This is a genomic window from Stenotrophomonas sp. BIGb0135, assembly GCF_024810105.1.
Lineage (GTDB): Bacteria > Pseudomonadota > Gammaproteobacteria > Xanthomonadales > Xanthomonadaceae > Stenotrophomonas > Stenotrophomonas maltophilia_AB.
In genome coordinates, this window is the sequence record NZ_JANUDX010000009.1 from 152,909 (window position 1) to 176,776 (window position 23,868).

A 23,868-nucleotide genomic window follows, 5' to 3' on the forward strand; every position below is an offset into this window, starting at 1 on the left:
TACGCCGGGACCCCCTGCCATCACAGCCGGGGGCGCAGGCGAATCAGTCGATCGAGATCCCGGCCAGGCGCTGCAGCGCCTCGGCGTACTTGGCGCGGGTGCGCTCGATGATCTCCGCCGGGATGGACGGGCCCGGGGCGGTCTTGCCCCAGTCCAGCGTCTCCAGGTAGTCGCGCACGAACTGCTTGTCGTAACTCGGCGGGCTGGTGCCCACCTCGTATTCGTCGGCCGGCCAGTAGCGCGAGGAGTCCGGGGTCAGCATCTCGTCCATGATGTACAGGCGGCCGTCGGCATCGGTGCCGAACTCGAACTTGGTGTCGGCCAGCAGGATGCCGCGTTCGCGGGCGTAGTCGGCGGCGAACTTGTAGATGCGCAGGGTGGCATCGCGCACGCGCTCGGCCAGGTCCGCGCCCACCGCCTTGACCATCGCATCGAAATCGATGTTCTCGTCATGGTCGCCCACGGCGGCCTTGGTCGACGGGGTGAAGATCGGCTCGGGCAGCTGCTCGGCCTGGCGCAGGCCATCGGGCAGGTCGATGCCGCTGACCTTGCCGGTGCGCTGGTAGTCCTTCCAGCCGCTGCCGATCAGGTAACCGCGGGCGATCGCCTCCACCGGCACCGGCTTGAGCTTGCGGGTGACCACCGCGCGCTTGGCGTACAGCGCCGGGTCGACGCCGTCGGGCAGCACGCTGGCCACGTCGATGCCGGTCAGGTGGTTGGGCATCAGGTGCGCGGTCTTGGCGAACCAGAAGTTCGAGACCTGGCAGAGCATTTCGCCCTTGCCGGGGATCGGATCGGGCAGCACCACGTCGAAGGCCGACAGACGGTCGGTCGCGACCATCAGCAGGTAGTCCCCCGGCGGAGTGCCGGCGGGCAGCCGGTCGCGCGGAATGTCAAAAACATCACGCACCTTGCCGCGATGGCGCAAGGGCAGGCCGGGGAGATCGGATTGCAACAACGTGGTCGGCACGGGCACTCCTGGGGCTTCGTCATGACAGCTGTCCAGGGGACCCTGAGGGCCCGCACAGACAGCGGGCGGCCTAGTGTAAAGCGGGTTGGGGCCGCTGTGACGTAAAATGGGGCTCCTTTGTTGCCACGGCCGCCCAGACGACCATGCGCTGGTACGGAAAACTGCTCGGATTCATCGCCGGGGCCCTGCTGTTCAGGCCCAATCCGCTGTTCGGTGCCGTGGTCGGCCTGCTGATCGGGCATGCCTTCGACGCCGACTGGTTCCGCCTGAACAAGGAAAACCCCTACCGGGAGCTGGGGCTCACCTCCGAGGCCACCGATGCCGAGGTCGACCTGGCCTACCGTCGGCTGATCTCCCAGTACCACCCCGACAAGGTGGTCGGCGCCGCCCCGGAGCTGCGCCAGCAGGCCGAGCGCAAGTCGCGCCAGCTCAACGCCGCCTACGACCGCATCAAGACCCTGCGCAAGCGCTGAGCGCGCGCGGGCCCCCTTTCCAAGTACTGAAGGCCCCGGCCATGTCCAACTGCATCATCGCCCCCTCCATCCTGTCCGCCGATTTCGCCCGCCTGGGCGAGGAAGTGGACAACGTGCTCGCCGCCGGTGCGGACTGGGTGCACTTCGATGTGATGGACAACCATTACGTGCCCAACCTGACCATCGGCCCGATGGTCTGCCAGGCGCTGCGCAAGCACGGCGTGACCGCGCCGATCGACGTGCACCTGATGGTCGAGCCGGTGGACCGCATCATCCCGGACTTCGCCGAGGCCGGGGCCACCTACATCAGCTTCCACCCCGAGGCCTCCCACCACGTGCACCGCACCATCCAGCTGATCCGCTCGCTGGGCTGCAAGCCGGGCGTGGTGCTCAACCCGGCCACCCCGGTGGACATCCTGGACTGGGTGCTGGACGACCTGGACCTGGTGCTGATCATGTCGGTCAATCCGGGCTTCGGCGGCCAGGCCTTCATCCCCTCGGCGCTGGACAAGCTGCGTGCGGTCCGCAAGAAGATCGATGCCAGCGGCAAGGACATCCGCCTGGAGATCGACGGCGGCGTGAAGGCCGACAACATCGGCGCGATCGCCGCCGCCGGTGCCGACGCCTTCGTGGCCGGCTCGGCGATCTTCAACGCCAAGACCAGCTACCAGGACGTGATCGCGCAGATGCGCCACAACGTCGCCCAGGCGAGGGCCTGAGCCATGTCGGTGGCCACTGTGAACATCCGCGTGGCCACCGCCGCCGATGCGGCGCTGATCCTGCGCTTCATCCGTGAACTGGCGATCTATGAAAAGGCCGAGTCCTCGGTGCAGACCGACGAGGCCGGCATCCGCGCCAGCCTGTTCGGGCCGGAAGCCAAGGCCCAGGCCCTGATCTGCGAAGCCGACGGCGTGGCCATCGGCTACGCGGTGTATTTCTACAATTACTCCACCTGGCTGGGCCGCAACGGCATCTACCTCGAAGACCTCTACGTCAGCCCGGCCAGCCGCGGCAGCGGGGCAGGCAAGGCGCTGCTGCAGCACATCGCGCGCATCGCCGTGGTCGAAGGCTGCGGCCGCTTCGAGTGGTCGGTACTGGACTGGAACGAACCGGCGATCCGGTTCTATGAGGCGGCCGGGGCGAAGCCGCAGAGCGAGTGGACGGTTTACCGGATGGACGGTGAGGCCTTGCGGGCCTTCGCCGAAGGCTGAGCACCCGTAGAGCCGACCGTTGCCCGGCTGCGCGCATCGCCGCTCAAAAGAAAGGCCGCACCCTCACGGATGCGGCCCTGGGAATACTTGGAGGCTGATCCTGCCTCCATCCATCGTCCCTGCTATGGCCTTCCATTCTCCGGCGGCCCGATGACCGTTTGATGACGTTCACCGGGCACCACGGTGCGCGCTGATAGCCTGCGCTTCCCCCTGCCCTGGCCGAGCTGCATGCGTAGTCCCCACTGGCGTTTGATCCTCAACGGCAAGTCCACCGGCAACGTGGACCTGCGCGAAGCCGTGCACGCCCTGCGCGAGCGTGGGGTGCAGCTGGAGGTCCGGGTGACCTGGGAGGACGGGGATGCCGAGCGCTACGTGGCCGAGGCGATCGAACACGGCGTGGACACCATCATCGCCGCCGGCGGCGACGGCACCCTGAGCGAAGTGGCCGAGACCCTCGCGCACCGTCCCGAGCCCGCCGACGCGCTGCCGTCGCTGGGGCTGGTACCGCTGGGCACCGCCAACGACTTCGCCACCGCGGCCGGCATCCCGGTCGATCCGTTGGAGGCGCTGGACCTCATCGAGCAGCATCCCGCCCGTCCGATCGACCTGCTCAACATCGATGCCGACGGCAAGCGTTGGTGGTGTGCCAACGTGGCCAGCGGCGGCTTCGGCACCGAAGTCACCGTGGAGACCGACGAGGGCCTGAAGAAGGTGCTCGGCGGGCTGGCCTACCTGGTCACCGGCATCTCGCGACTGGGCCGGATCGACCCGATCCGCGCGCGCCTGCACACCCCGGACTTCGACTGGGAAGGCGGCTTCATTGCGCTGGGCATCGGCAACGGCCGACAGGCCGGGGGTGGCCAGGTGCTGTGCCCGGATGCCGTGATCGATGACGGGTTGCTGGATGTCACCGTGATCCCCGAACTCACCGGCGAAGTCGCCTCCACCATTGGCGCGCTGCTCAAGGGCGGCAAGCAGGGGGCGCTGGAGCAGGTTGCCGAGCGTACCCGTGCGCCGTGGGTGGAGATCCATGCCGAGGCTCCGATCACGCTGAACCTCGACGGCGAGCCGGTACAGGCCCGGCAGTTCCGGATCGAGTGCGTGGCCTCGCGGGTGCGGATGCATGTGCATCCGGGCAGCCACCTGCTGGGCGGCTGACTGCAAGGCGTGCCCGTTCAAGGCAGGCGGGTCACAGCAGCGGGATGTCTTCTTCCTTGCTGGGGAACTTGAAGGCTTCGCGCTTCCTGCGGATGTGCTCGGGCATGGGCGGCCTGGGGATGTTGCGTGCAATCAGCCACTGTTGGCATTTTTTCTGCCAGGGCAGCAGGTCGGGCGAGGTGATTTCCCAGTAGATCGCTTCGACCATCAGTTGTCTCTGCGACTCGACGGGATCGCTGAACAGCCCCGCTTTGATGGTGGGGTCCGCCCCGTGTTCCAGCAGCCAGTAGGCATGTTTGAATCCGCCACGCTTGGTGTACCAGCTGAGTACGGTGTCATCCCGGTACCTGTTCGCCAGGTTCACATCGGCGCCGCCCTCGACCAGGCGTTGGACGTTCTGCCATTGGTTTCCGCTGATGAAGGCCTGGAAGAGCAGGGTTTCGTTGTCTGCATTGCGGGTATTGGGGTCTCCGCCGTGGTCCAGAAGAAGGCCCAAGTAACGCGAATCTTCCATCTGGGCCGCATATACCAGGGCGTTGTCGTCACGGTATGGCTTTCCTTGCAGTTGCCTTACGCGTCGCGCGTTCGGGTCCGCGCCGCTCTCCAGCATCGCGCGCAAGCCTTCAAGACTCTGTGCGCGTAGCGGCCAGGCGAGTAACGGGATGCCCCCGCGCTTTGAAAACGCTACGTCGGGATCCACGCCCTCGTCTTTCATGAGTCGCCGTATCTCCTGGGCGTCTCCCGTTTCGCTGGCGATGGCCAGATCCAGTGCCTTTCCCTCGAAGTAGCGATCAGCGCCATGCGAGGAGGATGACGAGCACCCCGCCAGTGGGGCAAGAAGGGCAAACGTCAGCAGGCAGGTGAGCGTGATGCGCATTGGCTTGGGATCCTTCCTTTTAAGCGTGCCGCTGGGTCACAGCAGCGGTATGTCTTCTTCCTTGCTGGGGAAGTTGAAGGCTTCGCGCTTCCTGCGGATGTGCTCGGGCATGGGCGGCCTGGGGATGTTGCGTGCCATCAGCCATTGCTGACATTTTTTCTGCCAGGGCAGCAGGTCCGGCGAGGTGATTTCCCAGTAGATGGCCTCGACCATCAGCTGTCGCTGGGAGGCAACCGGGTCGGGAAAGTACGCCGCCTTGATGGTGGGATCGGCGCCGTGCTCCAGCAGCCAGTATGCATGCTTGAAACCACCACGCTTGGTATACCAGCTGAGTACGGTGTCATCAACGGCGAGGTTCCCGAGGTTGATATCTGCCCCCTTCTCGATCAACAGCTGCACGTTCTGCCATTGATTTCCGCTGATGAAGGCCTGGAACAGAAGCGTGCCGTTGTCAGCATTGCGGGTGTTGGGGTCTCCGCCATGCGCCAGAAGAAGATTGAGGTAGCGTGAATCTTCCACTTTGGCCGCGTAGACCATGGCGTTGTCGTCGCGATATGTCTTCCCTTCAAGCTGTTTGACATCACGCGCGTTTGGATCAGCACCGTTATCGAGCATCGCACGCAGTCCGTCCAGGCTCTCCGCGCGCAGCGGCCAGGCGAGCAGGGGTATCCCGTCGCGTTTGGAAAACTCGACGTCTGGATTGACGCCCTCACCCTTCATCAACCGACGAATTTCCTTGGCGTCGCCGGTCTCGCTGGCGATGGCCAGCTCAAGCGCCTTTCCCTCGAAGTAGCGGGCAGCGCCGTGCGAGGATGTTGGCTTGCATCCAACAAGTGAACCAGGCAACGCCAGGGCAAAGAGGAAGACGAGTATGCCGCGCATTGGGGTGGAGTCCTTTCTTGACAGCGTTCGGCTGGGTCACAGCAGCGGGACGTCTTCTTCCTTGCTGGGGAAGTTGAAGGCTTCGCGCTTCGCGCGGATGCCGCTAGGCATCGGGGGGCGGGAGACGCCGTGGGCGATCAGCCATTGCTGGCACTTCTTCTGCCAAGGCAGGTGATCGGGTGAGGTGATCTCCCAGTAGATATCTTCGGCTATTGTCATACGGGTCGGTTTTCCGGACACCTCGGGCGGAACGTACATCAGCGTGGGATCGGCTCCATGTTCAAGCAGCCAGTAGGCCTGCTTGAACCCGCCGCGACCGGTGTACCAGCTCAGTACGGTATCCGCACTGCCTCGATTCGACTCGTTCACGTTGGCTCCCTTGTCCACCAGCAACTGGACGTTCTGCCATTGGTTGCCGCTGATGAAGGCCTGGAAGAGCAGGGTTTCGTTGTCAGCATTGCGGGTATTGGGGTCTCCGCCGTGCTCCAAAAGGAGGCGGAGGTAGCGCGGGTCTTTCAGCTGGGCCGCATACACCATGGCATTGTCATCGCGGTATGGCTTTCCTTGCAGTTGCCTTACCCGACGCGCGTTCGGGTCTGCGCCGCTTTCCAGCATCGCGCGCAAGCCTTCAAGACTCTGTGTGCGTAGCGGCCAGGCGAGCAACGGAATACCTTCGCGCTTTGAAAACGCTACGTCGGGATCCACGCCCTCGTCTTTCATGAGTCGCCGTATCTCCCCGGCGTCTCCCGTTTCGCTGGCGATGGCCAGATCGAGGGCTTTTCCCTCGAAATAGCGGTCAGCGCCATGCGAGGAGGCTGACGAGCACCCCGCCAGCGGTCCAAGAAGGGCGAAGGTCAACAGGTGGATGAGCATGCTACGCATTGGCTTGGGATCCGTCCTTGAAAGCGTGCGGCTGGGTCACAGCAGCGGGATGTCTTCTTCCTTGCTGGGGAAATTGAACGCCTCGCGCTTCCTGCGGATGTGCTCGGGCATGGGCGGCCTGGGGATATTGCGTGCGATCAGCCATTGCTGGCATTTTTTTTGCCAGGGCAGCAGGTCGGGCGAGGTGATTTCCCAGTAGATGTCTTCAACCATCATCTGGCGTGCCGGGGCGCCAGACCCGGGCGGAGGGCGCGACGAAATCGTCGGGTCAGCCCCATGCTGAAGCAGCCAATAGGCAGCATCGAAACCGCCTCGGCCCGTATACCAGCTCAGCACGGTGTCATCACCCCTGCTTAGACTGGACGCGTTGATTTTTGCGCCATGCTGCACCAGCGTCTGGATGTTCTTCCACTGATTTCCACTCAAAAATGCCTGCAGCATCAGCGTTTCATTTGCAGAATTTCGTGTGTTCGGATCCCCGCCCTGCTTCAGGAGCATGTCCAGGAATCGCGGATCATTCATCTTCGCTGCATATACCATCGCATTGTTGAAATGGATCTCCCTGCCGTTCATCCGTCTCACTTGGCGGGCATTGGGATCGGCACCGTTGTCCAGAAGGGCGCGCAAACCATCCAGACGTTCCGCGCGCAGTGGCCACGCCACCAGGGGAATCCCGTCGCGCGCTGAGAATTCGACGTCCGGATTGACCCCCTCTTCCTTGATCAACCGCCGAATCCCATTCGCGTCGCCGGTTTCGCTGGCGATGGCAAGCTCCAGTGCCTTTCCCTCGAAGTAACGACCAGCTCCATGCGAGGAGGATGACGTACACCCAGCCAGCGGGCCAAGAAGGGCGAACGTCAATAGGTAGATGAGCATGCTGCGCATTGTTCTGGGATCCTTCCTTGGAGCGTGCGGCTGGGTCACAGCAGTGGGATGTCTTCTTCCTTGCTGGGGAACTTGAACGCCTCGCGCTTCCTGCGGATGTGCTCGGGCATGGGCGGCCTGGGGATGTTGCGTGCAATCAGCCACTCTTGGCATTTTTTCTGCCAGGGCAGCAGGTCCGGCGAGGTGATTTCCCAGTAGATGGCTTCGACCATCAGTTGTCTCTGTGACTCGACGGGATCGCTGAACAGCCCTGCCTTGATGGTGGGGTCCGCCCCGTGTTCCAGCAGCCAGTAGGCGTGTTTGAATCCGCCACGCTTGGTGTACCAGCTGAGTACGGTGTCATCCCGGTACCTGTTCGCCAGGTTCACATCGGCGCCGCCCTCGATCAGACGTTGGATGTTCTGCCATTGATTGCCGCTGATGAAAGCCTGGAAGAGGAGCGTTTCGTTGTTGCTATTGCGGGTGTTTGGATCTCCACCGTGGTCCAGAAGAAGACTCAAATAGCGTGGATCTTCCATCTTGGCTGCGTAGACCATGGCGTTGTTCTGACGGTACATCCTTGTCTGCAGTTGCTTGGTCTGGCGCGCGTTTGGATTGGCGCCGTTTTCGAGCATGGCGCGCAGCCCCTCTACACTCTCTGCGCGCAGCGGCCAGGCGAGCAGGGGTATCCCGTCGCGTTTGGAAAACTCGACGTCTGGATTGACGCCCTCATCCTTCATCAACCGACGAATTTCCTTGGCGTCGCCGGTCTCGCTGGCGATGGCCAGCTCTAGCGCCTTTCCGGAAAAATAGCGACTCGCGCCATGGGAGGATGGCCTCGCACAGGCAGTGACAAAGAGTAATGCGACGCAAGCCGCAAAATAAATTGTGCGATTAAGAATTTTCTGACTTTCGATGCGCACGATTATGCCTATTCTGAGGCTCTGAGGGAGAACACTATCAGAGTCTCCCGTCAGGCGATAATCGGTCTGACGCTTCAGTCGGGTCTATCGCCGCGCAAAGGAGCTAGCGATGAATGGCATGGGCGTGGATGAACGGATTCGAGCGATTCAAGAACAGAATCGATTGGTTGAGCAACTTCGTAGCGGCGGCCACTACAGAGAAGCTCTCAAACTACAGGAGACGTATCACTCACGCGAGGCAGCTGGGCTGAGTGCAGATGTGTACAGGTCTGCGGCAGGAGAGGATGGCTCTCCCCCGGGATGGACTCGCGCAAGCGATGACCCTGAGATCCTTGTGAGAATGGGGATTGGTTGGAGTAGTAAAGAGATCCTGTCCGCCTTACGGCCAGACGACTCCGGGTTTCGAGCGGAGATCTATGTTCCCGATCCCAAGGTCTTTGGTGAAGAGGCAGTGCCGGTCCTGGTTTTCAAGGGATCGACGGGCATGATCCTTGATCCTAATGCACCGCTCGGGCGGCGCGAATCCGGTGGTGAGGACTTCCTCAACAACGGGCAGCAAGGCTCTGGTGAGCGTAGTGAATACTACGATCGAGCAATGGATCTCTCCTCGCTGCTCAACGAATTTACCAAAGGCAAGTTCGAGATAGCCGGGCACTCCCTCGGTGGCGGCTTGGGCTCCGCTGGTTCGGCGGTCACCGGTGTACGTGCCATCACCTTCAATGCTGCCGGTCTTCACCCGGAAACCGCTGCACGCTACGCAAGTGAGAACGGACTACCGCTGTTCAATACACAGAGCACGGTGAGCACTTACCAAGTCACAGGCGAGGTGCTCAACGACGTGCAGAACGGATGGCAGCGGTTGAACGATCAGCAGCGCCGCGACTTTGGCGTGGTGGTCAACGAGACCAGCATGCTGTTGCGAGAGCCCTTGATGAAGGAGATCGTCAAGGAAAAGCTGGAGGCTTCACTCCCCGCCGGTGCCCAGACGGCCGCCGCGCAGTTCATCGATCGGTTGGCCACACCTGAGGGGGCCAAGGCCCTGCGTAGCGTGCCCGTGGCGGCTGGCAAGATGGAGATTCTGCTGGATCCCAAGGCCCTGGATGCGGAGGGAAATGTTGTCGACCGCAGACGGGTGGAGTCGCCGAGCCAGGTGGCCGAGCTTGCTGGTCCGTTGTCCCACGTCCTTGTGGATGCCGCGCGTGCGATGCGTAGCGGGCGACAGCTGGGCGAGCACGTTGAGCGCGTGGGTGCCGGTGTGGCCGCGTCGATGGAGCGCAGCGGCGCCATGGCAGTGCAGGCCGGGCGCGTGCAGAGCGTGCTGGCGGGCAACGCGGTGGACATGGGGTCCCAGAGCATGCGGGTGGGCGTGCAGGGCGCGGCCACCGTGATTGCGAAGGGGCAGGAGCTGAAGGCGCTGGTGGAAAGCACGGCCCATCGCGTCGACGGCTACCTGGCCGGGAAGTACGCCGGAGCACTCTCCAGAGGGGCCGAACTGGTCGGGCTGGACGCGGCGGCGAAGCACCTGCGGCACGGGGCCGATCAGTTCGCTGCGTCCCAGGATGCGAAGGCTGACCAGGTGATGCAGCGCGGAGCGGCACAGGCGGAGGAAACCCGCGCGGCGGGCAGTCGTGGTGCCGAGGCGATCAGGCGGACGGGCGAGGCGGCGTCAGAGGCAATGAGCGACGCGTCGGCCAGATCAGCGGCGTTCGTGGAACAGGGCTACCACTGGGGAAGTCAGAAGGTCAGGGGCATTACGGAGGATGCACCTGCGGTCATGGCAGGCACTGCCGGGCTGGTGGCAGCGACGGCCAGCGTGGCGGCGCGCCACTCGCCGACCTATGTCGCGCCGGAGAACGTAAAGAACCTGGAAGACACCGCACAGTTCGCACGAAAGATCGGCAGATCCTTCAGCGAATCCATGGCGCGCCACGGCATGGACGAAACCGTCATCCCCAGCCTCGACGCCGAAATCGCCCGGCAGGAGGCCGCTGCACGCACGCTGCTCCGCGCTGACCAGGACAGGCTGCAGGAAGGCGATACGCCCAAGCCGCCGCCGCTCAACGCGCCGGCGGTCGGCATCAACCACCCGGCCAATGCCGACTTCCACCTGTTCAAGGCGGCGCAGGCCGGTGTGCATGGGATCGACGCCAGCGTCGGGCATACGCCGGATATCTACAGCGACCAGCTGGCCGGCGCGCTGGCGGCCAAGGCCAAGCAGGAGGGGCTGCAGTCGATCGCACAGGTGGTGCTGAGCAAGGACCAGCGCCTCGCCGCGGCGGTGGACACCCTGGACCTGGCCGCGCCGGACCGGCATGCGGCCTATGTCGATGTGGTTGGCGGCCGCCAGCAGCCTCTGGCCGTGAGCACCGAGCAGGCTGCCGAGGTGGATCGGCAACGCGCGCAGGCAGCCAATGGACCGCAGATGGGGGCCGAGCAGCGGCCCGACGGCCGCGCCATGGGCTGAGTGCGGGCCCGCCGCGCCGGGCCGGGCGGGGTTTCCCCACGCGGGTCAGTGCGGTACAGTCAGCGGGTGTCCATTCTGACGACCCCGCATACCCTTTCTTCCGCTCGCCGCTGGTGGCGATGGTGGCCTGTTGCCGTCGTCCGTCCCGCCACCGCCGTTTCCCGGAAGGAAAGTCGTCTTGATCACGTTCGAGCAGTTCCAGCAGCAGGCCGCTGAAGGCCACACCCGCATCCCCGTCGTCCGCGAAGTGCTGTCCGACCTGGACACGCCGCTTTCGGTCTATCTGAAGCTCGCCGACGGCCCACATACCTATCTGTTTGAATCGGTCGAGGGCGGAGAACGCTTCGGGCGCTATTCGATCATCGGCCTGCCGGCGCGCCGGGTGTATGCCTTCCACGGCCATACGCTGACCGTCAGCGAGTCCGGCCAGGTGGTGGAGACCCGTGAGGTGGCCGACCCGTTCGCCGAGGTCGAGGCGCTGCGCAGCGCCCACTCGGTGCCCAAGCTGGCCGGTCTGCCCGGCTTTACCGGCGGCCTGGTGGGCTGGTTCGGATTCGAGTGCATCGGCTACATCGAGCCGCGCCTGGCGCCGCCGCGTGGCCGCGACGAGCTGGGCACGCCGGACATCCTGCTGCTGCACTCCGAAGAACTGGCGGTGTTCGACAACCTCAAGGGCCGCCTGTACCTGATCGTGCACGCCGACCCCGGTGAAGCCGGGGCGTGGGACCAGGCCCAGGCCAAGCTGGACGCACTGGTGGCCAAGCTGCGGGCACCGGGTGCCGGCTACCCCGCGCCGATCACCCGCGACGTGCTGGACGAGAACGACTTCGTCTCCGGCTTCACCCGCGAAGGCTTCATCGCCGCGGTCGACAAGTCCAAGGAATACATCCGCGCCGGCGACATCTTCCAGGTGGTACTGAGCCAGCGCCTGAGCGTGCCGTTCAAGGCGCGCCCGGTGGACGTGTACCGCGCCCTGCGCGCCCTGAACCCCTCGCCATACATGTATTTCCTGGATACCGGCGATGTGCAGGTGGTCGGCTCCTCGCCGGAAATCCTGGTGCGCCTGCAGGACGGGGAAGTCACCGTGCGCCCGATCGCCGGCACCCGCCCACGCGGGGCGACGGTGGAGGAGGACAACGCGCTGGAAGCCGAACTGCTGGCCGATCCCAAGGAGCGCGCCGAGCACCTGATGCTGATCGACCTCGGGCGCAATGACGCCGGTCGCGTGTCCAAGGCGGGCACGGTGGAAGTGGGCGAACAGTTCGTGATCGAACGCTACAGCCACGTCATGCACATCGTCAGCGAAGTGACCGGGCAACTGCAGCCCGGCCTGAGTTATGCCGACGTGCTGCGCGCGACGTTCCCGGCCGGCACCGTCAGCGGCGCGCCGAAGATCCGCGCGCTGGAAGTGATCCGCGAGCTGGAGCCGATCAAGCGCAACGTCTACGCCGGCAGCATCGGCTACATCGGCTGGCATGGCGATGCCGACACCGCGATCGCCATCCGCACCGCCGTCATCAAGGACGGCCGCCTGCACGTGCAGGCCGGTGCCGGCATCGTCTACGACTCCGATCCGGGCAAGGAATGGGACGAGACGATGAACAAGGGCCGCGCGTTGTTCCGTGCCGTCGCCCAGGCGGCCAAGGGCCTGTGAGTTTTCCTGCCGTGGCGCGTGCCACGGCGTTCGCTGCACCACCCAGACAAGGAATACCGCATGAAGCTGCTGAGCGCATTGCTGTTGTCGACCACGTTGGCCGCTGTCGCACCCGCGTGGGGCCAGGCCAATACCATCCCCTCGCAGCCGCACCTGCTGGTCAAGGGCAGCGCCACGCGCACGGTGATGCCGGACCGCTTCACGGTAAAGGTGGCGCTGGAATCGGTCGATATGCAGACCGAGACCGCCCGCGCCCGCGTGCAGGCCAACGCCGAACGCGTGCTGCAGTTGTTCGCCCAGCACGGCGCCATCGACGGCACCGTGCGCGCTGACAACCTGAGCATTGCCCCGTCCACGCGCTATCGCAACGATGAGGAAGTGTTCAACGGCACCGCCGCCCGGCGCGACCTGAAGGCCGAATTCCCCGACGCGCAGGCGCTGAAAGCCTTCCTCGGCGATCTGAAGGCCAGCCGCGAAGTGCAGGTCAGTACCGCTGAGCCCACGTATTCGGGTGAAAGCCGCCTGCGTGGCGAACTCAAGGCCGAGGCCGCCGCGCAGACGCGCGAATCGGCCAAGGGCCTGGCGGGCGCATACGGCACGAAGATCACCGGCCTGTACACCATTTCCGACGTCGCACCGAACTTCGCTTATGGCGTGCAGGCCGGTACCTGGGGCACGCCCGGTCGGGATCGCTTCGGCGACGGCGGAGAAAGCGCAACGCTGGACAAGATGGTCGTGACCGGGACGCGCCGCGCGCCGTCGGCTGGCGAGCTGCTGACGGCTGCACCCATCACGTACACCGAAAACGTGTACGCCATTTTCCTCATCCAAGACGGACCCTGACCATGTTGTTGATGCTCGACAACTACGACAGCTTCACCTACAACCTCGTGCAGTACCTGCAGACGCTGGGCGCCGAGGTCAAGGTGGTGCGCAACGACGCCCTGAGCGTCGACGAGATCGCCGCGCTCGCCCCCGAGCGCATCGTGATCTCGCCCGGCCCGTGCACGCCCAACGAAGCGGGCGTGTCGCTGGAGCTGATCCGCCGGCTCGGCCCGAGCACGCCCATCCTCGGCGTGTGCCTGGGCCACCAGGGCATCGGCCAGGTCTACGGCGGCGATGTGATCCGCGCGGGCACCATCATGCACGGCAAGACCTCGGCGATCCGGCATGAAGGCAAGGGCGTCTTCGCCGGCCTGCCGGACCGCTACCAGGCCACGCGTTACCACTCGCTGGTGGTGGACAAGACCACGCTGCCGGCGTGCCTGGAAGTGACCGCCTGGACCGAAAACGCGGACGGCACCATCGAAGAAATCATGGGCCTTCGCCATCGCGAGTACCCGGTCGAAGGCGTGCAGTTCCATCCCGAATCGATCCTCACCGAGCACGGCCACGCCCTGCTGAAGAACTTCCTGCAGCGCTGATCGGCGCCGCACCCGCATCGCAAAGGACCCCCCGCATGACCTTCTCCCCCCAGGAAGCCCTGCAGCGCACCATCGAGCACCGCGAGATCTTCTTCGACGAAATGGTCGACCTGATGCGCCAGGTGATGCGCGGCGAGGTGTCGCCGGTAATGACCGCCGCGATCCTCACCGGCCTGCGGGTCAAGAAGGAAACCGTGGGCGAGATCGCCGGTGCGGCCACGGTGATGCGTGAGCTGGCGCTGGCGGTGCCGGTCGAGGACAAGGCCCATCTGGTCGACATCGTCGGCACCGGTGGCGACGGCTCGCATACCTTCAATATTTCCACCTGCGCGATGTTCGTGGTGGCCGCGGCGGGGGCCAAGGTAGCCAAGCATGGCAACCGCAGCGTGTCCTCCAAGTCCGGCAGCGCCGATGCGGTGGAGGCATTGGGGGCGGTCATCGACCTGCGCCCGGAACAGGTGGCGCGGGCGATCACCGAGACCGGGATCGGCTTCATGTTCGCGCCGATGCATCACCCGGCGATGAAGGTGGTCGCTCCGGTCCGCCGCGAGATGGGCGTGCGCACCATCTTCAACATCCTCGGCCCGCTGACCAACCCGGTGGGCGCCACCAACGTGCTGATGGGCGTGTTCCACCCGGACCTGGTCGGCATCCAGGCGCGCGTGCTGCGCGAACTGGGCGCCGAGCGCGCGCTGGTGGTGTGGGGGCGCGACAACATGGACGAGATCTCGCTCGGCGCCGGCACCCTGGTGGGCGAGCTGCGCGACGGCAAGGTGCGCGAGTACGAAATCCACCCGGAGGACTTCGGGATCGCCATGTCGGCCAGTCGCAACCTCAAGGTGGCCAACCCCGAGGAATCCATCGCGATGCTGCGTGGGGTGCTCGACAACCAGCCCGGCCCGGCGCTGGACATCGTGGCCCTCAACGCCGGCGCGGCACTGTACGTGGCCGGCGTGGCCGACAGCATCGCCGATGGGCTGGCCCGCGCCCGCGCGGCCATTGCCGACGGCGGCGCGCGCGCGCGCATGGCGCAGTACGTGGCCGCCACCCAGCGCATCGCCGCCGGCAGCTGAGCCGGCGATTTCACGCTTCACCCGCGGCTGGCCGATAATGGCCGGCCTGAAGGACCCGACCGACATGAGCGACATCCTCGACACCATCCTGGCCCGCAAGGCCGAAGAAGTCGCCGCCCGGCGCGCCGACGTGCCGCTGCAGGTCCTGATCGACCGCCTCGTGCAGGCGCCTCCGGTGCGGGGCTTTGCCGATGCGCTGCGCGCCTCGATCGCGGCCGGCAACCCGGCGGTGATCGCCGAGGTGAAGAAGGCCAGCCCGTCCAAGGGCGTGATCCGTGCCGACTTCCACCCGGCCGACATCGCGGTGAGTTACGAATTCGGCGGCGCCAGCTGCCTGTCGGTGCTGACCGACATCGATTTCTTCCAGGGCAGCGACGCCTACCTGCAGCAGGCCCGCGACGCGTGCACGCTGCCGGTGCTGCGCAAGGACTTCGTGATCGATCCCTACCAGGTGTATGAAGCGCGCGTGCTCGGCGCCGATTGCATCCTGCTGATCGTGGCCGCACTCAGCGACCGCCAGCTGGCCGAGCTGTCCGACCTGGCCATGCAGCTGGGCATGGACGTGCTGGTGGAAGTGCACGACATCGACGAGCTCGAGCGCGCCATCCAGGTGCCGGTGCCGCTGATCGGCATCAACAACCGCAACCTGCGCACCTTCGAGGTATCGCTGCAGACCACCCTGGACATGCGCCAGGCCGTGCCCCGCGACCGCCTGCTGGTGACCGAAAGCGGCATCGTCGATGCGGACGATGTGGCCCGGATGCGCAGCGCCGGCGTGCACGCCTTCCTGGTCGGGGAGGCCTTCATGCGCGTGGAGGAGCCCGGCGAGGGCCTGCGTCAGCTATTCTTCAGCGCATGACTGCGATCTACCCAACGCCGCGCGACGACGCCCCGCTGGTGGTCTTCGATTTCGATCACACGCTTTATGACGGCGACTCGGGCAGCCATCTGTTCGCCTGGCTGATCAAGCGCAACCCGTTGCGCCTGCTCGCCGCGCTGCTGGCCACCCCGGTCCTCGGCCCGCTGGTGGCGTTGCTGCCCACCCGGCGCCGCGGTATCTCCGGCTATGTGTGGATCGCCACCTTCGGCCTGCACCGCGCGCGTGACCTCAACAAGGCCATCGACCGCTACGTGCTCACCCACGAGGCCGACATCCGCCGCCGGCTGCTGCCGGTGGCGCTGGACGTGTTCGCCCAGCACCGGGCGCAGGGCGACCGCGTGGTGGTCGCCACCGGGGCGCCGCCGGAGCTGGCCCGGGCGATCCTTACCTTCGTGGCCCATCAGGGCGTGCCGGTGATCGGTACCGAGGTCGGCCCGTTCCTGGGCGCGGTGATCGCCACCCGGCACTGCCACAACGAAGAGAAGATGCGCATGCTGCGCGAGCGCGGCTACGGCGAGATCGCCATCGCCTATTCCGACAGCAGCGCCGACCTGCCGCTGCTGCTGGCCGCCAAGGCGCCGGTGGTGGTCAATCCGAAGGCCTCGCGGGTGGCCCACTTCCGCCAGGTGCTGCCCCCGGGCACGCCGGTGCTCAACTGGGGTTGCCTCGATCGGGCCGGCGATCCGGTCTGAGCGACGCGATCGATGATGCGTCTCGCGTCGTCCCGCCGGGATGACGCAACCGGCTCAGGCCGCGCGCCACTGCACCAGCGCATGGCCGATCTGGAACAGGCTGATCGCCAGCACCAGGACGCCCACGGCCACCAGCACCCAGCGCTCCTTGATCCGCTTGACCAGCAGCGCGGCGACCGGCGCGGCCATCATGCCGCCGATCATCAGCCCGGCCACGATGTTCAGGTACTGCAGGCCCATCGACAGCAGGAAGGTGATCGACACGGCCAGGGTGACCACGAACTCGGCCGCGTTGACCGTGCCGATGGTGGTGCGGGCCTGGCCGCCGCGGGCGAGCAGGGTGGAGGTGGCCACCGGGCCCCAGCCGCCGCCACCGCTGGCATCCAGCAGCCCGGCCACGAACCCCAGCACCGGCACCCGCTTCACTTCCTGGGCCGGCATCAGCCGCCCGGCCGCGCGCAGCAGGATGAAGATCGCCAGCACCAGCAGGTAGCAATAGATGAAGGGGCGAATGACGTCCCCGGGCAGCTGGGTCAGCACGTAGGCGCCCACGACGCCGCCCACCGCACCGGGCAGGGCCAGGCGCAGGAACAGGCGGCGGTCGACATTGCCGGCCACCAGGTGGGAGACGCCCGAGGCGCCGGTGGTGAACACCTCGGCGGTGTGGATGCTGGCGCTCACCGCTGCCGGCGGCAGGCCCATGCTGAGCAGGACCGAGGACGACACCAGCCCGAAGGCCATGCCCAGCGCGCCATCGACCAGCTGCGCGCCCAGGCCGATCAGGATGAACCAATAGAATTCGCTGCCCAGTTCCATGGCAACAGCCTAGCGGCAAATGGGTGAAATGGCGGCCTGGGTGGTGCTGGCGGCTGGCGGGCGGCTGGCGGCATTGGCCCGGTGGCATGCCGGGCGGGACCCTGGAAGCCGACCAATGGCCGGCCCTACGAATCAGCGGGTGCCGTACAGGACCACGGTCTTGCCGCGGGCGTGAAGGAGCCCGTCGGTCTGCAGCTTCTTCAGCACGCGGCCGGCCATCTCCCGCGAGCAGCCGACCAGCCGGGCCAGTTCCTGGCGCGAGACGCGCAGCTGGGTGCCCTGCGGGTGGCTCATGGCCTCCGGCTCGCGGGACAGGTCGTGAAGGGTGCGCACGATACGATCGGTGACGTCCAGGAAGGCCAGGCGGCTGGCTTTCCTGCTGGTGTCCAGCAACCGCTTGGAGATCTGCTGACCCAGCGCGTACAGCAGGCGCGGGGCATCGGCCGACAGCGGGCCGAGGAACAGCTGGTGGAGGCGCTCGTAGCTGATCTCGGCCAGCTCGCACGGGGTGCGGGTGCGCAGGATCACCTCACGGCGGTCGGATTCGACGAACAGCCCCATTTCGCCAACGAATTCACCTGAACCGAAGTAGCCGAGGACCAGCTCGCGGTCGTCCTCTTCCTCAGCAATTATAGAGACCGAGCCACTGATCACGTAATAAAGGGTGCCGGCGGGATCCCCGGGGCGGAACACATCGGTGCGCGCGGGGTAGCGGCGGCGATGGCTGTGGGCCAGGAAACGGTCGATGGTGGCGATATCCAGGGCCAGTGGACTTGTGGCAAGGCGCACAGTTGACACGTTTGAGGCGCTCCCTTTGCTCATGAACAATTCACGGCTATGTCCCGCGAGCTTAACGATCCGGTTTGTGAAGGGCAAACACAGCACACCTATTCCTTTCGATGCAAGTTTCGCCCCCGATCACTTTGCCCCATAATTGCGCCTTTCCCACCACACACAGGATCGACCGCCGTGGTCAAGCCGTTGCCTCGCCTGAGGTTGCAGGGTTTCAACAACCTCACCAAGGCGCTGAGCTTCAACATCTATGACGTGTGTTACGCGCGCACCGAAGAGGAGCGTCAGCGCTACATCGAATACATTGATGAAGAGTACAACGCCGATAGGCTTACTCAGATCTTGACCGATGTCGCCGAGATCATCGGCGCCAACATCCTCAACGTGGCGCGCCAGGATTACGATCCGCAGGGTGCCTCGGTGACGATCCTGATCTCTGAAGAACCGGTGATCGACAAGAAGCAGGCCGGCAAGGAGCTCATCTCCGACGCCGTGGTCGCGCACATGGACAAGTCGCACATCACCGTGCACACCTATCCGGAAACGCACCCGCAGGAAGGCATCGCCACCTTCCGCGCCGACATCGACGTGGCCACCTGTGGCGTCATTTCGCCGCTGAAAGCGCTGAATTACCTGATCGAGAGTCTGGAATCGGACATCGTGATCATGGACTACCGCGTGCGTGGCTTCACCCGTGACGTGAAGGGCAAGAAGCACTACATCGATCACAAGATCAACTCGATCCAGAACTTCCTGGCCAAGAACATCAAGTCGCGTTACGAGATGTTCGACGTCAACGTCTATCAGGAAAATATCTTCCACACGAAGATGCACCTGAAGGACTTCGACCTGGACCAGTACCTGTTCGAAGAGAAGGCCAAGAACCTGTCGTTCAAGGAACGCATGAAGATCGAGGCGCTGCTGCGTCGTGAGATCGAAGAGCTGTTCCACGGGCGCAACCTGGCCGAGTAATGCGGCGGTGACAGCCGCCCCGGGCAACCGGTGGCGGTGCTGCGCAGGACGGAAGCGTCCTGCCTGTGGAACCTGCGGTTTGCGCAATTGACGGTTCCACGGACGCAGATCAACAACGGCTCGGTGTGAAGACACCGGGCCGTTGTCGTGTTCACGTTCCGGGTCCGGAGGCGGCCCGCCGGGCCAGCCAGCCGCGCTTACACGCGGTAGGCGATGCCCTTCATCACCGCCGAGGCCAGTGCCATCACCGATGGGATCGGGAACGGCAGCTTGCGTGCGCCGGCATGCTCGGCGTGGTCGGCATGGCGGGCTTCGTCGATCTTCATCACCTTGAGGATCTCGCGGCTGCGCAGGTCGGCCGGGGGCAGGGTGCCCAGGTGTTCGTCCAGGTGGGCTTCGACCTGGCGCTCGGTTTCGACCACGAACCCGAGGTTCCAGCCGTCGCCGCGCAGGCCGGCCAGGGTGCCGATGGTGTAGCTGCCGGCATACCAGAGGGGGTTGAACAGGCTCGGGCGGCTGTCCAGCTCGCCCAGGCGCTGGGCGCACCACGCCAGGTGGTCGGTCTCTTCCTGGGCCGCCTCCAGCAGGTGGGCACGGGTCGCCGCTTCCCGGGCGACCGCGGCCTGGCCGAAATACAGGCCCTGGGCGCAGACCTCGCCGACGTGGTTGATCCGCATCAGCCCGGCCGCGTGGCGGCGCTCCGCACGGCCCATCTGCACGTCCGGGGTGGCCTCGGCGGGGTAGGGGCGGCTGGCCGGCGGGTTGCCGAACACCGTGTCCAGGGCGCGCTGGGCTTCGGTCAGCAGGTGATCGAGCGGGGTGATCTGGCGGGTCGCGGTCATGGGGGCGGCGGCTACGGCGGGGGATCGTCGATTCTCGCCCCCTGGCGCCGGTGTGCCAAGCCATGGCAGCGGGCGACTTGCATGTGGGTGGCATGGCCAGTACAATCCCGCCTCTTCACAACGCGTGGCAGAGTTCCGGCCGTTCAGCGCCGCAATGAGCCCGACCTACTTGAGTTCTTTCATGAGCACTTTCACTGCAAAGTCCGAGACCGTCCAGCGCGACTGGTATCTCGTCGACGCTTCCGGCAAGACGCTGGGCCGTCTGTCCACCGAGCTGGCCCGCCGTCTGCGCGGCAAGCACAAGCCGGTCTACACCCCCCACGTTGATACCGGTGATTACCTGGTTGTCATCAATGCAGAAAAGATTGCCGTCACCGGCAACAAGCTGCAGGACAAGCTGTACCACCGCTTCACTGGCTACATCGGCAACCTGAAGACCGAAACTCTGGCCCAGGCGCTTGAGCGCCACCCGGAGCGCGTCATCGAGACCGCCGTCAAGGGCATGCTGCCGAAGGGCCCGCTGGGCCGCGCCATGTACCGCAAGCTCAAGGTGTACTCGGGTTCCGAGCACCCGCACGCCGCTCAGCAGCCTCAGGTTCTGGATATCTAATCATGGCTATCACGCAAAACTACGGCACCGGCCGCCGCAAGTCCTCCACCGCCCGCGTGTTCCTGCGCAAGGGCGCCGGCAACATCACCGTCAATGGCCGTCCGCTGGACGAGTTCTTTGGCCGTGAGACTGCACGCATGATCGTGCGTCAGCCGCTGGAACTGACCAAGAACACCGAAAGCTTCGACATCATGGTCACCGCCGCTGGCGGTGGTACCACCGGTCAGGCCGGTGCGATCCGCCTGGGCATCGCCCGCGCGCTGGTCGAGTACGACGAAACCCTGAAGTCCGAGCTGCGCAAGGCTGGCTTCATGACCCGTGACGCCCGTGAAGTCGAGCGTAAGAAGGTCGGCCTGCACAAGGCACGTCGCGCCACCCAGTTCTCCAAGCGCTGATCCATTGCGCCTGGCGTGGGATCCCTCGGGGTCCCGCTGGGAGGACAGCAAAAGCCCGGCCTCGGCCGGGCTTTTGTCGTTTGTGGGCAGGGCCCAGAGCGGGGCGCATGGGTAGAGCCGAGCCATGCTCGGCTGCACGGCGCGCGCAGAAAGGTAGAGCCGACCTATGCCCGGCTACACGGCACGGGCAAAAAGGTAGAACCGAGCCGTGCTCGGCTACACGGCACGCGCAGACAGGTAGAGCCGAGCCACGCTCGGCTGCACAGCACGCGCAGAAAGGTAGAGCCGAGCCACGCTCGGCTGCACGGCCCGCGCAGAAAGGTAGAGCCGAGCCACGCTCGGCTACACGGCACGCGCAGAAAGGTAGAGCCGAGCCATGCTCGGCTGCGCCGCATGACACAGCGCAGCAGCCACGGCCAAAGCCAAAGCCAAAGCGTCTGCTCCGCGCATCAGTCCTGCCGGATCGACCGGGTCAATGGTCGGTACACCCGACAAGTCCCGCTCCGCAGCCCGGCCAGCCGCTGGCGGCTGGGCGTTCGGGCGCTTGCGAGGCGGCGCCTCGCAGGCAAGGCGCCGTCACCCATGCAAGCTCCGTCGCCGCACCTATGCGGCTCGGGGGTCCCGCCAACCCGCCCACGCCGACCCCCAACCGCTGGCGGGTGCGCAGGGGACGTGCGAGGCAGGACGGGTCCAGCACCTGGGAGCTGTGAATCAGTGCCGGCCGCTGGCCGGCAACCACGTCACCATCCGCGAGCCGATGGCGTCGCCTGCGGTGGTCGTGACCCCGATTACGTTCGTTGATCACCGGTCGCCGACCGCATGGGCGTCATCGCCTGTCAATCGCGGCGCGTCCACGCCGGTGATGGCGAACGCCATCGACCCACCCGCCGGCACCAACGGGACTCGGCGCCCCTCGCGCCCCATCACGCGAAACACCCCTTGCAGTCCAGCGGCGCGCGCCGACGGGGCAGGGATATGGGGGTGGATGAGGCGGACCCCAGCCTGGCTGGGCAAGGTCGGCGTGCTGGGCGCTAAGTCCCCAGCTCATCGCGCCAAATAAAACAAAAGGCCTGATCTTTCGATCAGGCCTTTTGTTTTATTTGGCTGCCCCGGATGGATTCGAACCACCGAATGCCTGAGTCAGAGTCAGGTGCCTTACCGCTTGGCGACGGGGCAATATATGCGTGCAAGTATTGCACTTTTTCCCTACAAAACCAAGCAGAACTTGGTGGCTATGGGTGGACTCGAACCACCGACCCCAGCATTATGAGTGCTGTGCTCTAACCGGCTGAGCTACATAGCCTAGGGAGCCGGTAATTCTGGAGATGTATCCGGGATCTGTCAACACTTTTTCATCGCGCTTGTGAGTGGCCTGCCGGCGTGTCACAGTCCCAACCAGTAGATTTTTCTAGGAGTCCGCATCGTGATCGATCCGGACGGCTATCGACCGAACGTCGGCATTGTGCTGATGCGGGAGGATGGGCAGGTGTTCTGGGCACGTCGTGTGCGCCGGGATGGCTGGCAGTTCCCGCAGGGCGGCATGAATACCGATGAGACGCCTGTCGAAGCCATGTATCGCGAGTTGCACGAAGAAACCGGGTTGTTGCCTGAGCACGTTGAAGTGCTCGGGGCCACGCCGGGTTGGCTTCGCTATCGGCTGCCGGCACGGGCCATCCGTCGCAATGAGAAGCAGGTCTGCATCGGCCAGAAGCAGGTCTGGTTCCTGCTGCGCCTGGCGGGCGACGAATCCCATGTGACGCTGGACCATACCGACAGCCCGGAGTTCGACCAGTGGCGCTGGGTGGATTTCTGGTACCCGGTCGAACACGTGGTCATGTTCAAGCGGGGCGTCTATGCACGCGCGCTGCGCCACTTGGCGCCGTTGGCGCGGGGCGTGGCGGGGGCCGGGGTGGAGTCGATGCCCAAGTCCGCCCAGGAGGCCTGGATGCCCGGCAACACGGCCGGGCACGATCGGCCGCGCAAGCGCAGCACGCCGCCGCCCAAGCGGGGCTACTGGCCGAAGAAGGCCAAGGCCGAGCCGGGTACCCCCTGAGACGGCGCCACGACCCAGGTCGTGGCTCCACGGGCCCGTCCGGGCGACGGCCTGCCGCCTTCTCCGGGCCTCAAGGCGCGAGTGGCTGAACCGTATCGAGAATGATTCAGATACGAAATTGACAACCATTCTCGTTTCGATTGGAATAGCCGCAGGCCGATCCGGGCCTGTCTGTCGAGTCCGCACGTGTACGTCTGCATCTGCAACGGGGTTACCGACCACCAGATCCGCGAAGCCGCGCAAAGCGGTGTCGCCAGCGTGTCCGAACTGACCATGCGCACCGGCTGCGGCGCCACCTGCGGCTCCTGCCTGGACATGGCGGCCGACCTGCTGGCCAAGTTCAGCGCCACCCACGATCTGCCGCTGCCCTTGCTGGGCCTGGCCCAGGTCGCCTGAGGCACCGCACGCGCAGCTGCGCGTGATTCGCGTTCCCTCATCGTCCGGCTCGAAGCGCTACAGTGCGCGCGTTCACACGCAGCAGGAGCAGCTCATGAAGGGCGACGCCAAAGTCATCGAATTCCTCAACAAGGTCCTCTACAACGAGCTGACCGCGATCAACCAGTACTTCCTGCACGCCAAGATGCTGAAGAACTGGGGCCTGAAGGAACTGGCCGACCACGAGTACAAAGAGTCGATCGAAGAAATGAAGCATGCGGACATGCTGTCCGACCGCATCCTCTTCCTCGAAGGCCTGCCGAACTTCCAGGCGCTGGGCAAGCTGCGCATCGGCGAAAACCCCACCGAGATCCTGCAGTGCGATCTGGCGCTGGAGCGCGACGGTGTGGTCACCCTGCGCGATGCGGTGTCGTATGCCGACTCCGTGGGCGACTACGTGAGCCGCCAGCTGTTCGTGAAGATCCTGGATTCCGAAGAAGAGCACATCGATTGGCTGGAAACCCAGCTCGAGCTTATCGAACGCATCAGCGAGCCGAACTACCTGCTGACCAAGCTGGACGACTGA

Annotated in this window: 26 protein-coding genes and 2 tRNA genes; 17 read left to right on the forward strand and 11 right to left on the reverse strand. The window is 65.3% G+C overall.

The genetic code is table 11. The features are described from left to right. Positions 1 to 43: 43 nt before the first annotated feature. Positions 44 to 970, reverse strand: a complete 927-nt coding sequence (locus M2421_RS16875; protein WP_259208908.1) for a phosphoribosylaminoimidazolesuccinocarboxamide synthase — start codon at positions 968 to 970, stop codon at positions 44 to 46. A gap of 143 nt (positions 971 to 1,113) precedes the next feature. On the opposite strand from M2421_RS16875, the gene M2421_RS16880 reads away from it, so the two are divergent. From M2421_RS16880 to yegS, 4 genes are all read left to right on the forward strand, one after another. After that, positions 1,114 to 1,443, forward strand: coding sequence for a DnaJ domain-containing protein (locus tag M2421_RS16880; protein ID WP_259208912.1), 330 nt, complete (start codon positions 1,114 to 1,116; stop codon positions 1,441 to 1,443). 41 nt (positions 1,444 to 1,484) lie between these two features. Further along, positions 1,485 to 2,162 carry a ribulose-phosphate 3-epimerase gene (gene rpe, locus M2421_RS16885; protein ID WP_259208915.1) on the forward strand — a complete coding sequence of 226 codons (678 nt, stop codon included), beginning with the start codon at positions 1,485 to 1,487 and terminating at the stop codon, positions 2,160 to 2,162. Positions 2,163 to 2,171: 9 nt separating this feature from the next. Then, positions 2,172 to 2,654 (forward strand): GNAT family N-acetyltransferase, encoded by a 483-nt coding sequence (locus M2421_RS16890; RefSeq protein ID WP_259208978.1) that lies wholly within the window; start codon positions 2,172 to 2,174, stop codon positions 2,652 to 2,654. 228 nt (positions 2,655 to 2,882) lie between these two features. Next, the gene (gene yegS / locus M2421_RS16895; RefSeq protein ID WP_259208917.1) at positions 2,883 to 3,812 is read left to right on the forward strand and encodes a lipid kinase YegS; all 930 of its coding nucleotides are present in this window, start codon (positions 2,883 to 2,885) and stop codon (positions 3,810 to 3,812) included. 31 nt (positions 3,813 to 3,843) lie between these two features. Here yegS and M2421_RS16900 read toward each other — a convergent pair whose 3' ends face one another. The 5 genes from M2421_RS16900 to M2421_RS16920 are packed head-to-tail and all read right to left on the reverse strand — an operon-like array spanning position 3,844 to position 8,240. After that, the gene (locus M2421_RS16900) at positions 3,844 to 4,689 is read right to left on the reverse strand and encodes an ankyrin repeat domain-containing protein (protein ID WP_259208920.1); all 846 of its coding nucleotides are present in this window, start codon (positions 4,687 to 4,689) and stop codon (positions 3,844 to 3,846) included. A 36-nt stretch (positions 4,690 to 4,725) separates the two neighbouring features. Then, positions 4,726 to 5,571 carry an ankyrin repeat domain-containing protein gene (locus M2421_RS16905; protein ID WP_259208922.1) on the reverse strand — a complete coding sequence of 282 codons (846 nt, stop codon included), beginning with the start codon at positions 5,569 to 5,571 and terminating at the stop codon, positions 4,726 to 4,728. A gap of 36 nt (positions 5,572 to 5,607) precedes the next feature. Continuing rightward, entirely contained in the window at positions 5,608 to 6,444 is an 837-nt protein-coding gene (locus M2421_RS16910; RefSeq protein WP_259208923.1) for an ankyrin repeat domain-containing protein, read from the reverse strand. A 45-nt stretch (positions 6,445 to 6,489) separates the two neighbouring features. Then, positions 6,490 to 7,338, reverse strand: a complete 849-nt coding sequence (locus M2421_RS16915; RefSeq protein WP_259208925.1) for an ankyrin repeat domain-containing protein — start codon at positions 7,336 to 7,338, stop codon at positions 6,490 to 6,492. Positions 7,339 to 7,373: 35 nt separating this feature from the next. Then, positions 7,374 to 8,240, reverse strand: coding sequence for an ankyrin repeat domain-containing protein (locus tag M2421_RS16920; RefSeq protein ID WP_259208927.1), 867 nt, complete (start codon positions 8,238 to 8,240; stop codon positions 7,374 to 7,376). A 109-nt stretch (positions 8,241 to 8,349) separates the two neighbouring features. Here M2421_RS16920 and M2421_RS16925 point away from each other — a divergent pair, with 109 nt between their 5' ends. From M2421_RS16925 to M2421_RS16955, 7 genes are all read left to right on the forward strand, one after another. Beyond that, entirely contained in the window at positions 8,350 to 10,704 is a 2,355-nt protein-coding gene (locus tag M2421_RS16925) for an XVIPCD domain-containing protein (RefSeq protein ID WP_259208929.1), read from the forward strand. Between the two features lie 178 nt (positions 10,705 to 10,882). Then, positions 10,883 to 12,358 carry an anthranilate synthase component I gene (gene trpE / locus M2421_RS16930; protein WP_259208931.1) on the forward strand — a complete coding sequence of 492 codons (1,476 nt, stop codon included), beginning with the start codon at positions 10,883 to 10,885 and terminating at the stop codon, positions 12,356 to 12,358. A gap of 60 nt (positions 12,359 to 12,418) precedes the next feature. Continuing rightward, positions 12,419 to 13,201, forward strand: a complete 783-nt coding sequence (locus M2421_RS16935) for an SIMPL domain-containing protein (protein WP_259208933.1) — start codon at positions 12,419 to 12,421, stop codon at positions 13,199 to 13,201. 2 nt (positions 13,202 to 13,203) lie between these two features. Next, positions 13,204 to 13,782, forward strand: coding sequence for an aminodeoxychorismate/anthranilate synthase component II (locus M2421_RS16940; protein WP_259208936.1), 579 nt, complete (start codon positions 13,204 to 13,206; stop codon positions 13,780 to 13,782). 35 nt (positions 13,783 to 13,817) lie between these two features. Further along, complete coding sequence (gene trpD, locus M2421_RS16945) at positions 13,818 to 14,855, forward strand: anthranilate phosphoribosyltransferase (RefSeq protein WP_259208938.1); 1,038 nt, start codon at positions 13,818 to 13,820, stop codon at positions 14,853 to 14,855. Positions 14,856 to 14,919: 64 nt separating this feature from the next. After that, positions 14,920 to 15,714, forward strand: a complete 795-nt coding sequence (trpC, locus tag M2421_RS16950) for an indole-3-glycerol phosphate synthase TrpC (protein ID WP_259208940.1) — start codon at positions 14,920 to 14,922, stop codon at positions 15,712 to 15,714. Continuing rightward, positions 15,711 to 16,427: a haloacid dehalogenase-like hydrolase gene (locus M2421_RS16955; protein ID WP_259208942.1), complete on the forward strand. Its 717-nt coding sequence runs from the start codon at positions 15,711 to 15,713 to the stop codon at positions 16,425 to 16,427. The genes trpC and M2421_RS16955 overlap by 4 nt, the downstream gene beginning before the upstream one ends. A 54-nt stretch (positions 16,428 to 16,481) precedes the next feature. On the opposite strand, the gene M2421_RS16960 is transcribed toward M2421_RS16955, so the two are convergent. Next, the gene (locus tag M2421_RS16960; protein ID WP_259208943.1) at positions 16,482 to 17,243 is read right to left on the reverse strand and encodes a sulfite exporter TauE/SafE family protein; all 762 of its coding nucleotides are present in this window, start codon (positions 17,241 to 17,243) and stop codon (positions 16,482 to 16,484) included. Positions 17,244 to 17,375: 132 nt separating this feature from the next. Continuing rightward, positions 17,376 to 18,065: a cAMP-activated global transcriptional regulator CRP gene (gene crp / locus M2421_RS16965; RefSeq protein WP_256776562.1), complete on the reverse strand. Its 690-nt coding sequence runs from the start codon at positions 18,063 to 18,065 to the stop codon at positions 17,376 to 17,378. Between the two features lie 147 nt (positions 18,066 to 18,212). Between crp and speD the strand changes: the two genes are divergently transcribed. After that, positions 18,213 to 19,007, forward strand: coding sequence for an adenosylmethionine decarboxylase (speD, locus tag M2421_RS16970; RefSeq protein ID WP_019185315.1), 795 nt, complete (start codon positions 18,213 to 18,215; stop codon positions 19,005 to 19,007). A gap of 197 nt (positions 19,008 to 19,204) precedes the next feature. Here speD and coq7 read toward each other — a convergent pair whose 3' ends face one another. Beyond that, the gene (coq7, locus tag M2421_RS16975) at positions 19,205 to 19,849 is read right to left on the reverse strand and encodes a 2-polyprenyl-3-methyl-6-methoxy-1,4-benzoquinone monooxygenase (RefSeq protein WP_259208949.1); all 645 of its coding nucleotides are present in this window, start codon (positions 19,847 to 19,849) and stop codon (positions 19,205 to 19,207) included. A gap of 181 nt (positions 19,850 to 20,030) precedes the next feature. Here coq7 and rplM point away from each other — a divergent pair, with 181 nt between their 5' ends. Continuing rightward, positions 20,031 to 20,459 carry a 50S ribosomal protein L13 gene (gene rplM / locus M2421_RS16980; RefSeq protein WP_017354548.1) on the forward strand — a complete coding sequence of 143 codons (429 nt, stop codon included), beginning with the start codon at positions 20,031 to 20,033 and terminating at the stop codon, positions 20,457 to 20,459. A gap of 2 nt (positions 20,460 to 20,461) precedes the next feature. Then, the gene (gene rpsI / locus M2421_RS16985) at positions 20,462 to 20,854 is read left to right on the forward strand and encodes a 30S ribosomal protein S9 (protein ID WP_017354549.1); all 393 of its coding nucleotides are present in this window, start codon (positions 20,462 to 20,464) and stop codon (positions 20,852 to 20,854) included. A 1,101-nt stretch (positions 20,855 to 21,955) separates the two neighbouring features. Here the strand turns inward: rpsI and M2421_RS16990 are convergent. Then, a tRNA-Gln gene (locus M2421_RS16990) sits at positions 21,956 to 22,030 on the reverse strand. A 50-nt stretch (positions 22,031 to 22,080) separates the two neighbouring features. Then, positions 22,081 to 22,157: transfer RNA gene (locus M2421_RS16995), tRNA-Met, on the reverse strand. Between the two features lie 120 nt (positions 22,158 to 22,277). On the opposite strand from M2421_RS16995, the gene M2421_RS17000 reads away from it, so the two are divergent. The 3 genes from M2421_RS17000 to bfr all read left to right on the forward strand — a co-directional run bounded on the left by M2421_RS17000 (position 22,278) and on the right by bfr (position 23,868). Then, entirely contained in the window at positions 22,278 to 22,907 is a 630-nt protein-coding gene (locus tag M2421_RS17000; protein ID WP_259208952.1) for an RNA pyrophosphohydrolase, read from the forward strand. Positions 22,908 to 23,093: 186 nt separating this feature from the next. After that, positions 23,094 to 23,303, forward strand: coding sequence for a (2Fe-2S)-binding protein (locus M2421_RS17005; protein ID WP_259208953.1), 210 nt, complete (start codon positions 23,094 to 23,096; stop codon positions 23,301 to 23,303). Positions 23,304 to 23,397: 94 nt separating this feature from the next. Then, positions 23,398 to 23,868 (forward strand): bacterioferritin, encoded by a 471-nt coding sequence (bfr, locus tag M2421_RS17010; RefSeq protein ID WP_259208955.1) that lies wholly within the window; start codon positions 23,398 to 23,400, stop codon positions 23,866 to 23,868.

Bases quoted from the DNA above. Each gene is read 5' to 3' on its own strand.
- M2421_RS16880 (WP_259208912.1), top strand. From the start codon at position 1,114: ATGCGCTGGTACGGAAAACTGCTCGGATTCATCGCCGGGGCCCTGCTG.
- rpe (WP_259208915.1), top strand. From the start codon at position 1,485: ATGTCCAACTGCATCATCGCCCCCTCCATCCTGTCCGCCGATTTCGCC.
- yegS (WP_259208917.1), top strand. From the start codon at position 2,883: ATGCGTAGTCCCCACTGGCGTTTGATCCTCAACGGCAAGTCCACCGGC.
- M2421_RS16900 (WP_259208920.1), bottom strand. From the start codon at position 4,689: ATGCGCATCACGCTCACCTGCCTGCTGACGTTTGCCCTTCTTGCCCCA.
- M2421_RS16905 (WP_259208922.1), bottom strand. From the start codon at position 5,571: ATGCGCGGCATACTCGTCTTCCTCTTTGCCCTGGCGTTGCCTGGTTCA.
- M2421_RS16910 (WP_259208923.1), bottom strand. From the start codon at position 6,444: ATGCTCATCCACCTGTTGACCTTCGCCCTTCTTGGACCGCTGGCGGGG.
- M2421_RS16915 (WP_259208925.1), bottom strand. From the start codon at position 7,338: ATGCGCAGCATGCTCATCTACCTATTGACGTTCGCCCTTCTTGGCCCG.
- M2421_RS16925 (WP_259208929.1), top strand. From the start codon at position 8,350: ATGAATGGCATGGGCGTGGATGAACGGATTCGAGCGATTCAAGAACAG.
- M2421_RS16935 (WP_259208933.1), top strand. From the start codon at position 12,419: ATGAAGCTGCTGAGCGCATTGCTGTTGTCGACCACGTTGGCCGCTGTC.
- M2421_RS16940 (WP_259208936.1), top strand. From the start codon at position 13,204: ATGTTGTTGATGCTCGACAACTACGACAGCTTCACCTACAACCTCGTG.
- trpD (WP_259208938.1), top strand. From the start codon at position 13,818: ATGACCTTCTCCCCCCAGGAAGCCCTGCAGCGCACCATCGAGCACCGC.
- trpC (WP_259208940.1), top strand. From the start codon at position 14,920: ATGAGCGACATCCTCGACACCATCCTGGCCCGCAAGGCCGAAGAAGTC.
- M2421_RS16955 (WP_259208942.1), top strand. From the start codon at position 15,711: ATGACTGCGATCTACCCAACGCCGCGCGACGACGCCCCGCTGGTGGTC.
- M2421_RS16960 (WP_259208943.1), bottom strand. From the start codon at position 17,243: ATGGAACTGGGCAGCGAATTCTATTGGTTCATCCTGATCGGCCTGGGC.
- crp (WP_256776562.1), bottom strand. From the start codon at position 18,065: ATGAGCAAAGGGAGCGCCTCAAACGTGTCAACTGTGCGCCTTGCCACA.
- coq7 (WP_259208949.1), bottom strand. From the start codon at position 19,849: ATGACCGCGACCCGCCAGATCACCCCGCTCGATCACCTGCTGACCGAA.
- rplM (WP_017354548.1), top strand. From the start codon at position 20,031: ATGAGCACTTTCACTGCAAAGTCCGAGACCGTCCAGCGCGACTGGTAT.
- rpsI (WP_017354549.1), top strand. From the start codon at position 20,462: ATGGCTATCACGCAAAACTACGGCACCGGCCGCCGCAAGTCCTCCACC.
- bfr (WP_259208955.1), top strand. From the start codon at position 23,398: ATGAAGGGCGACGCCAAAGTCATCGAATTCCTCAACAAGGTCCTCTAC.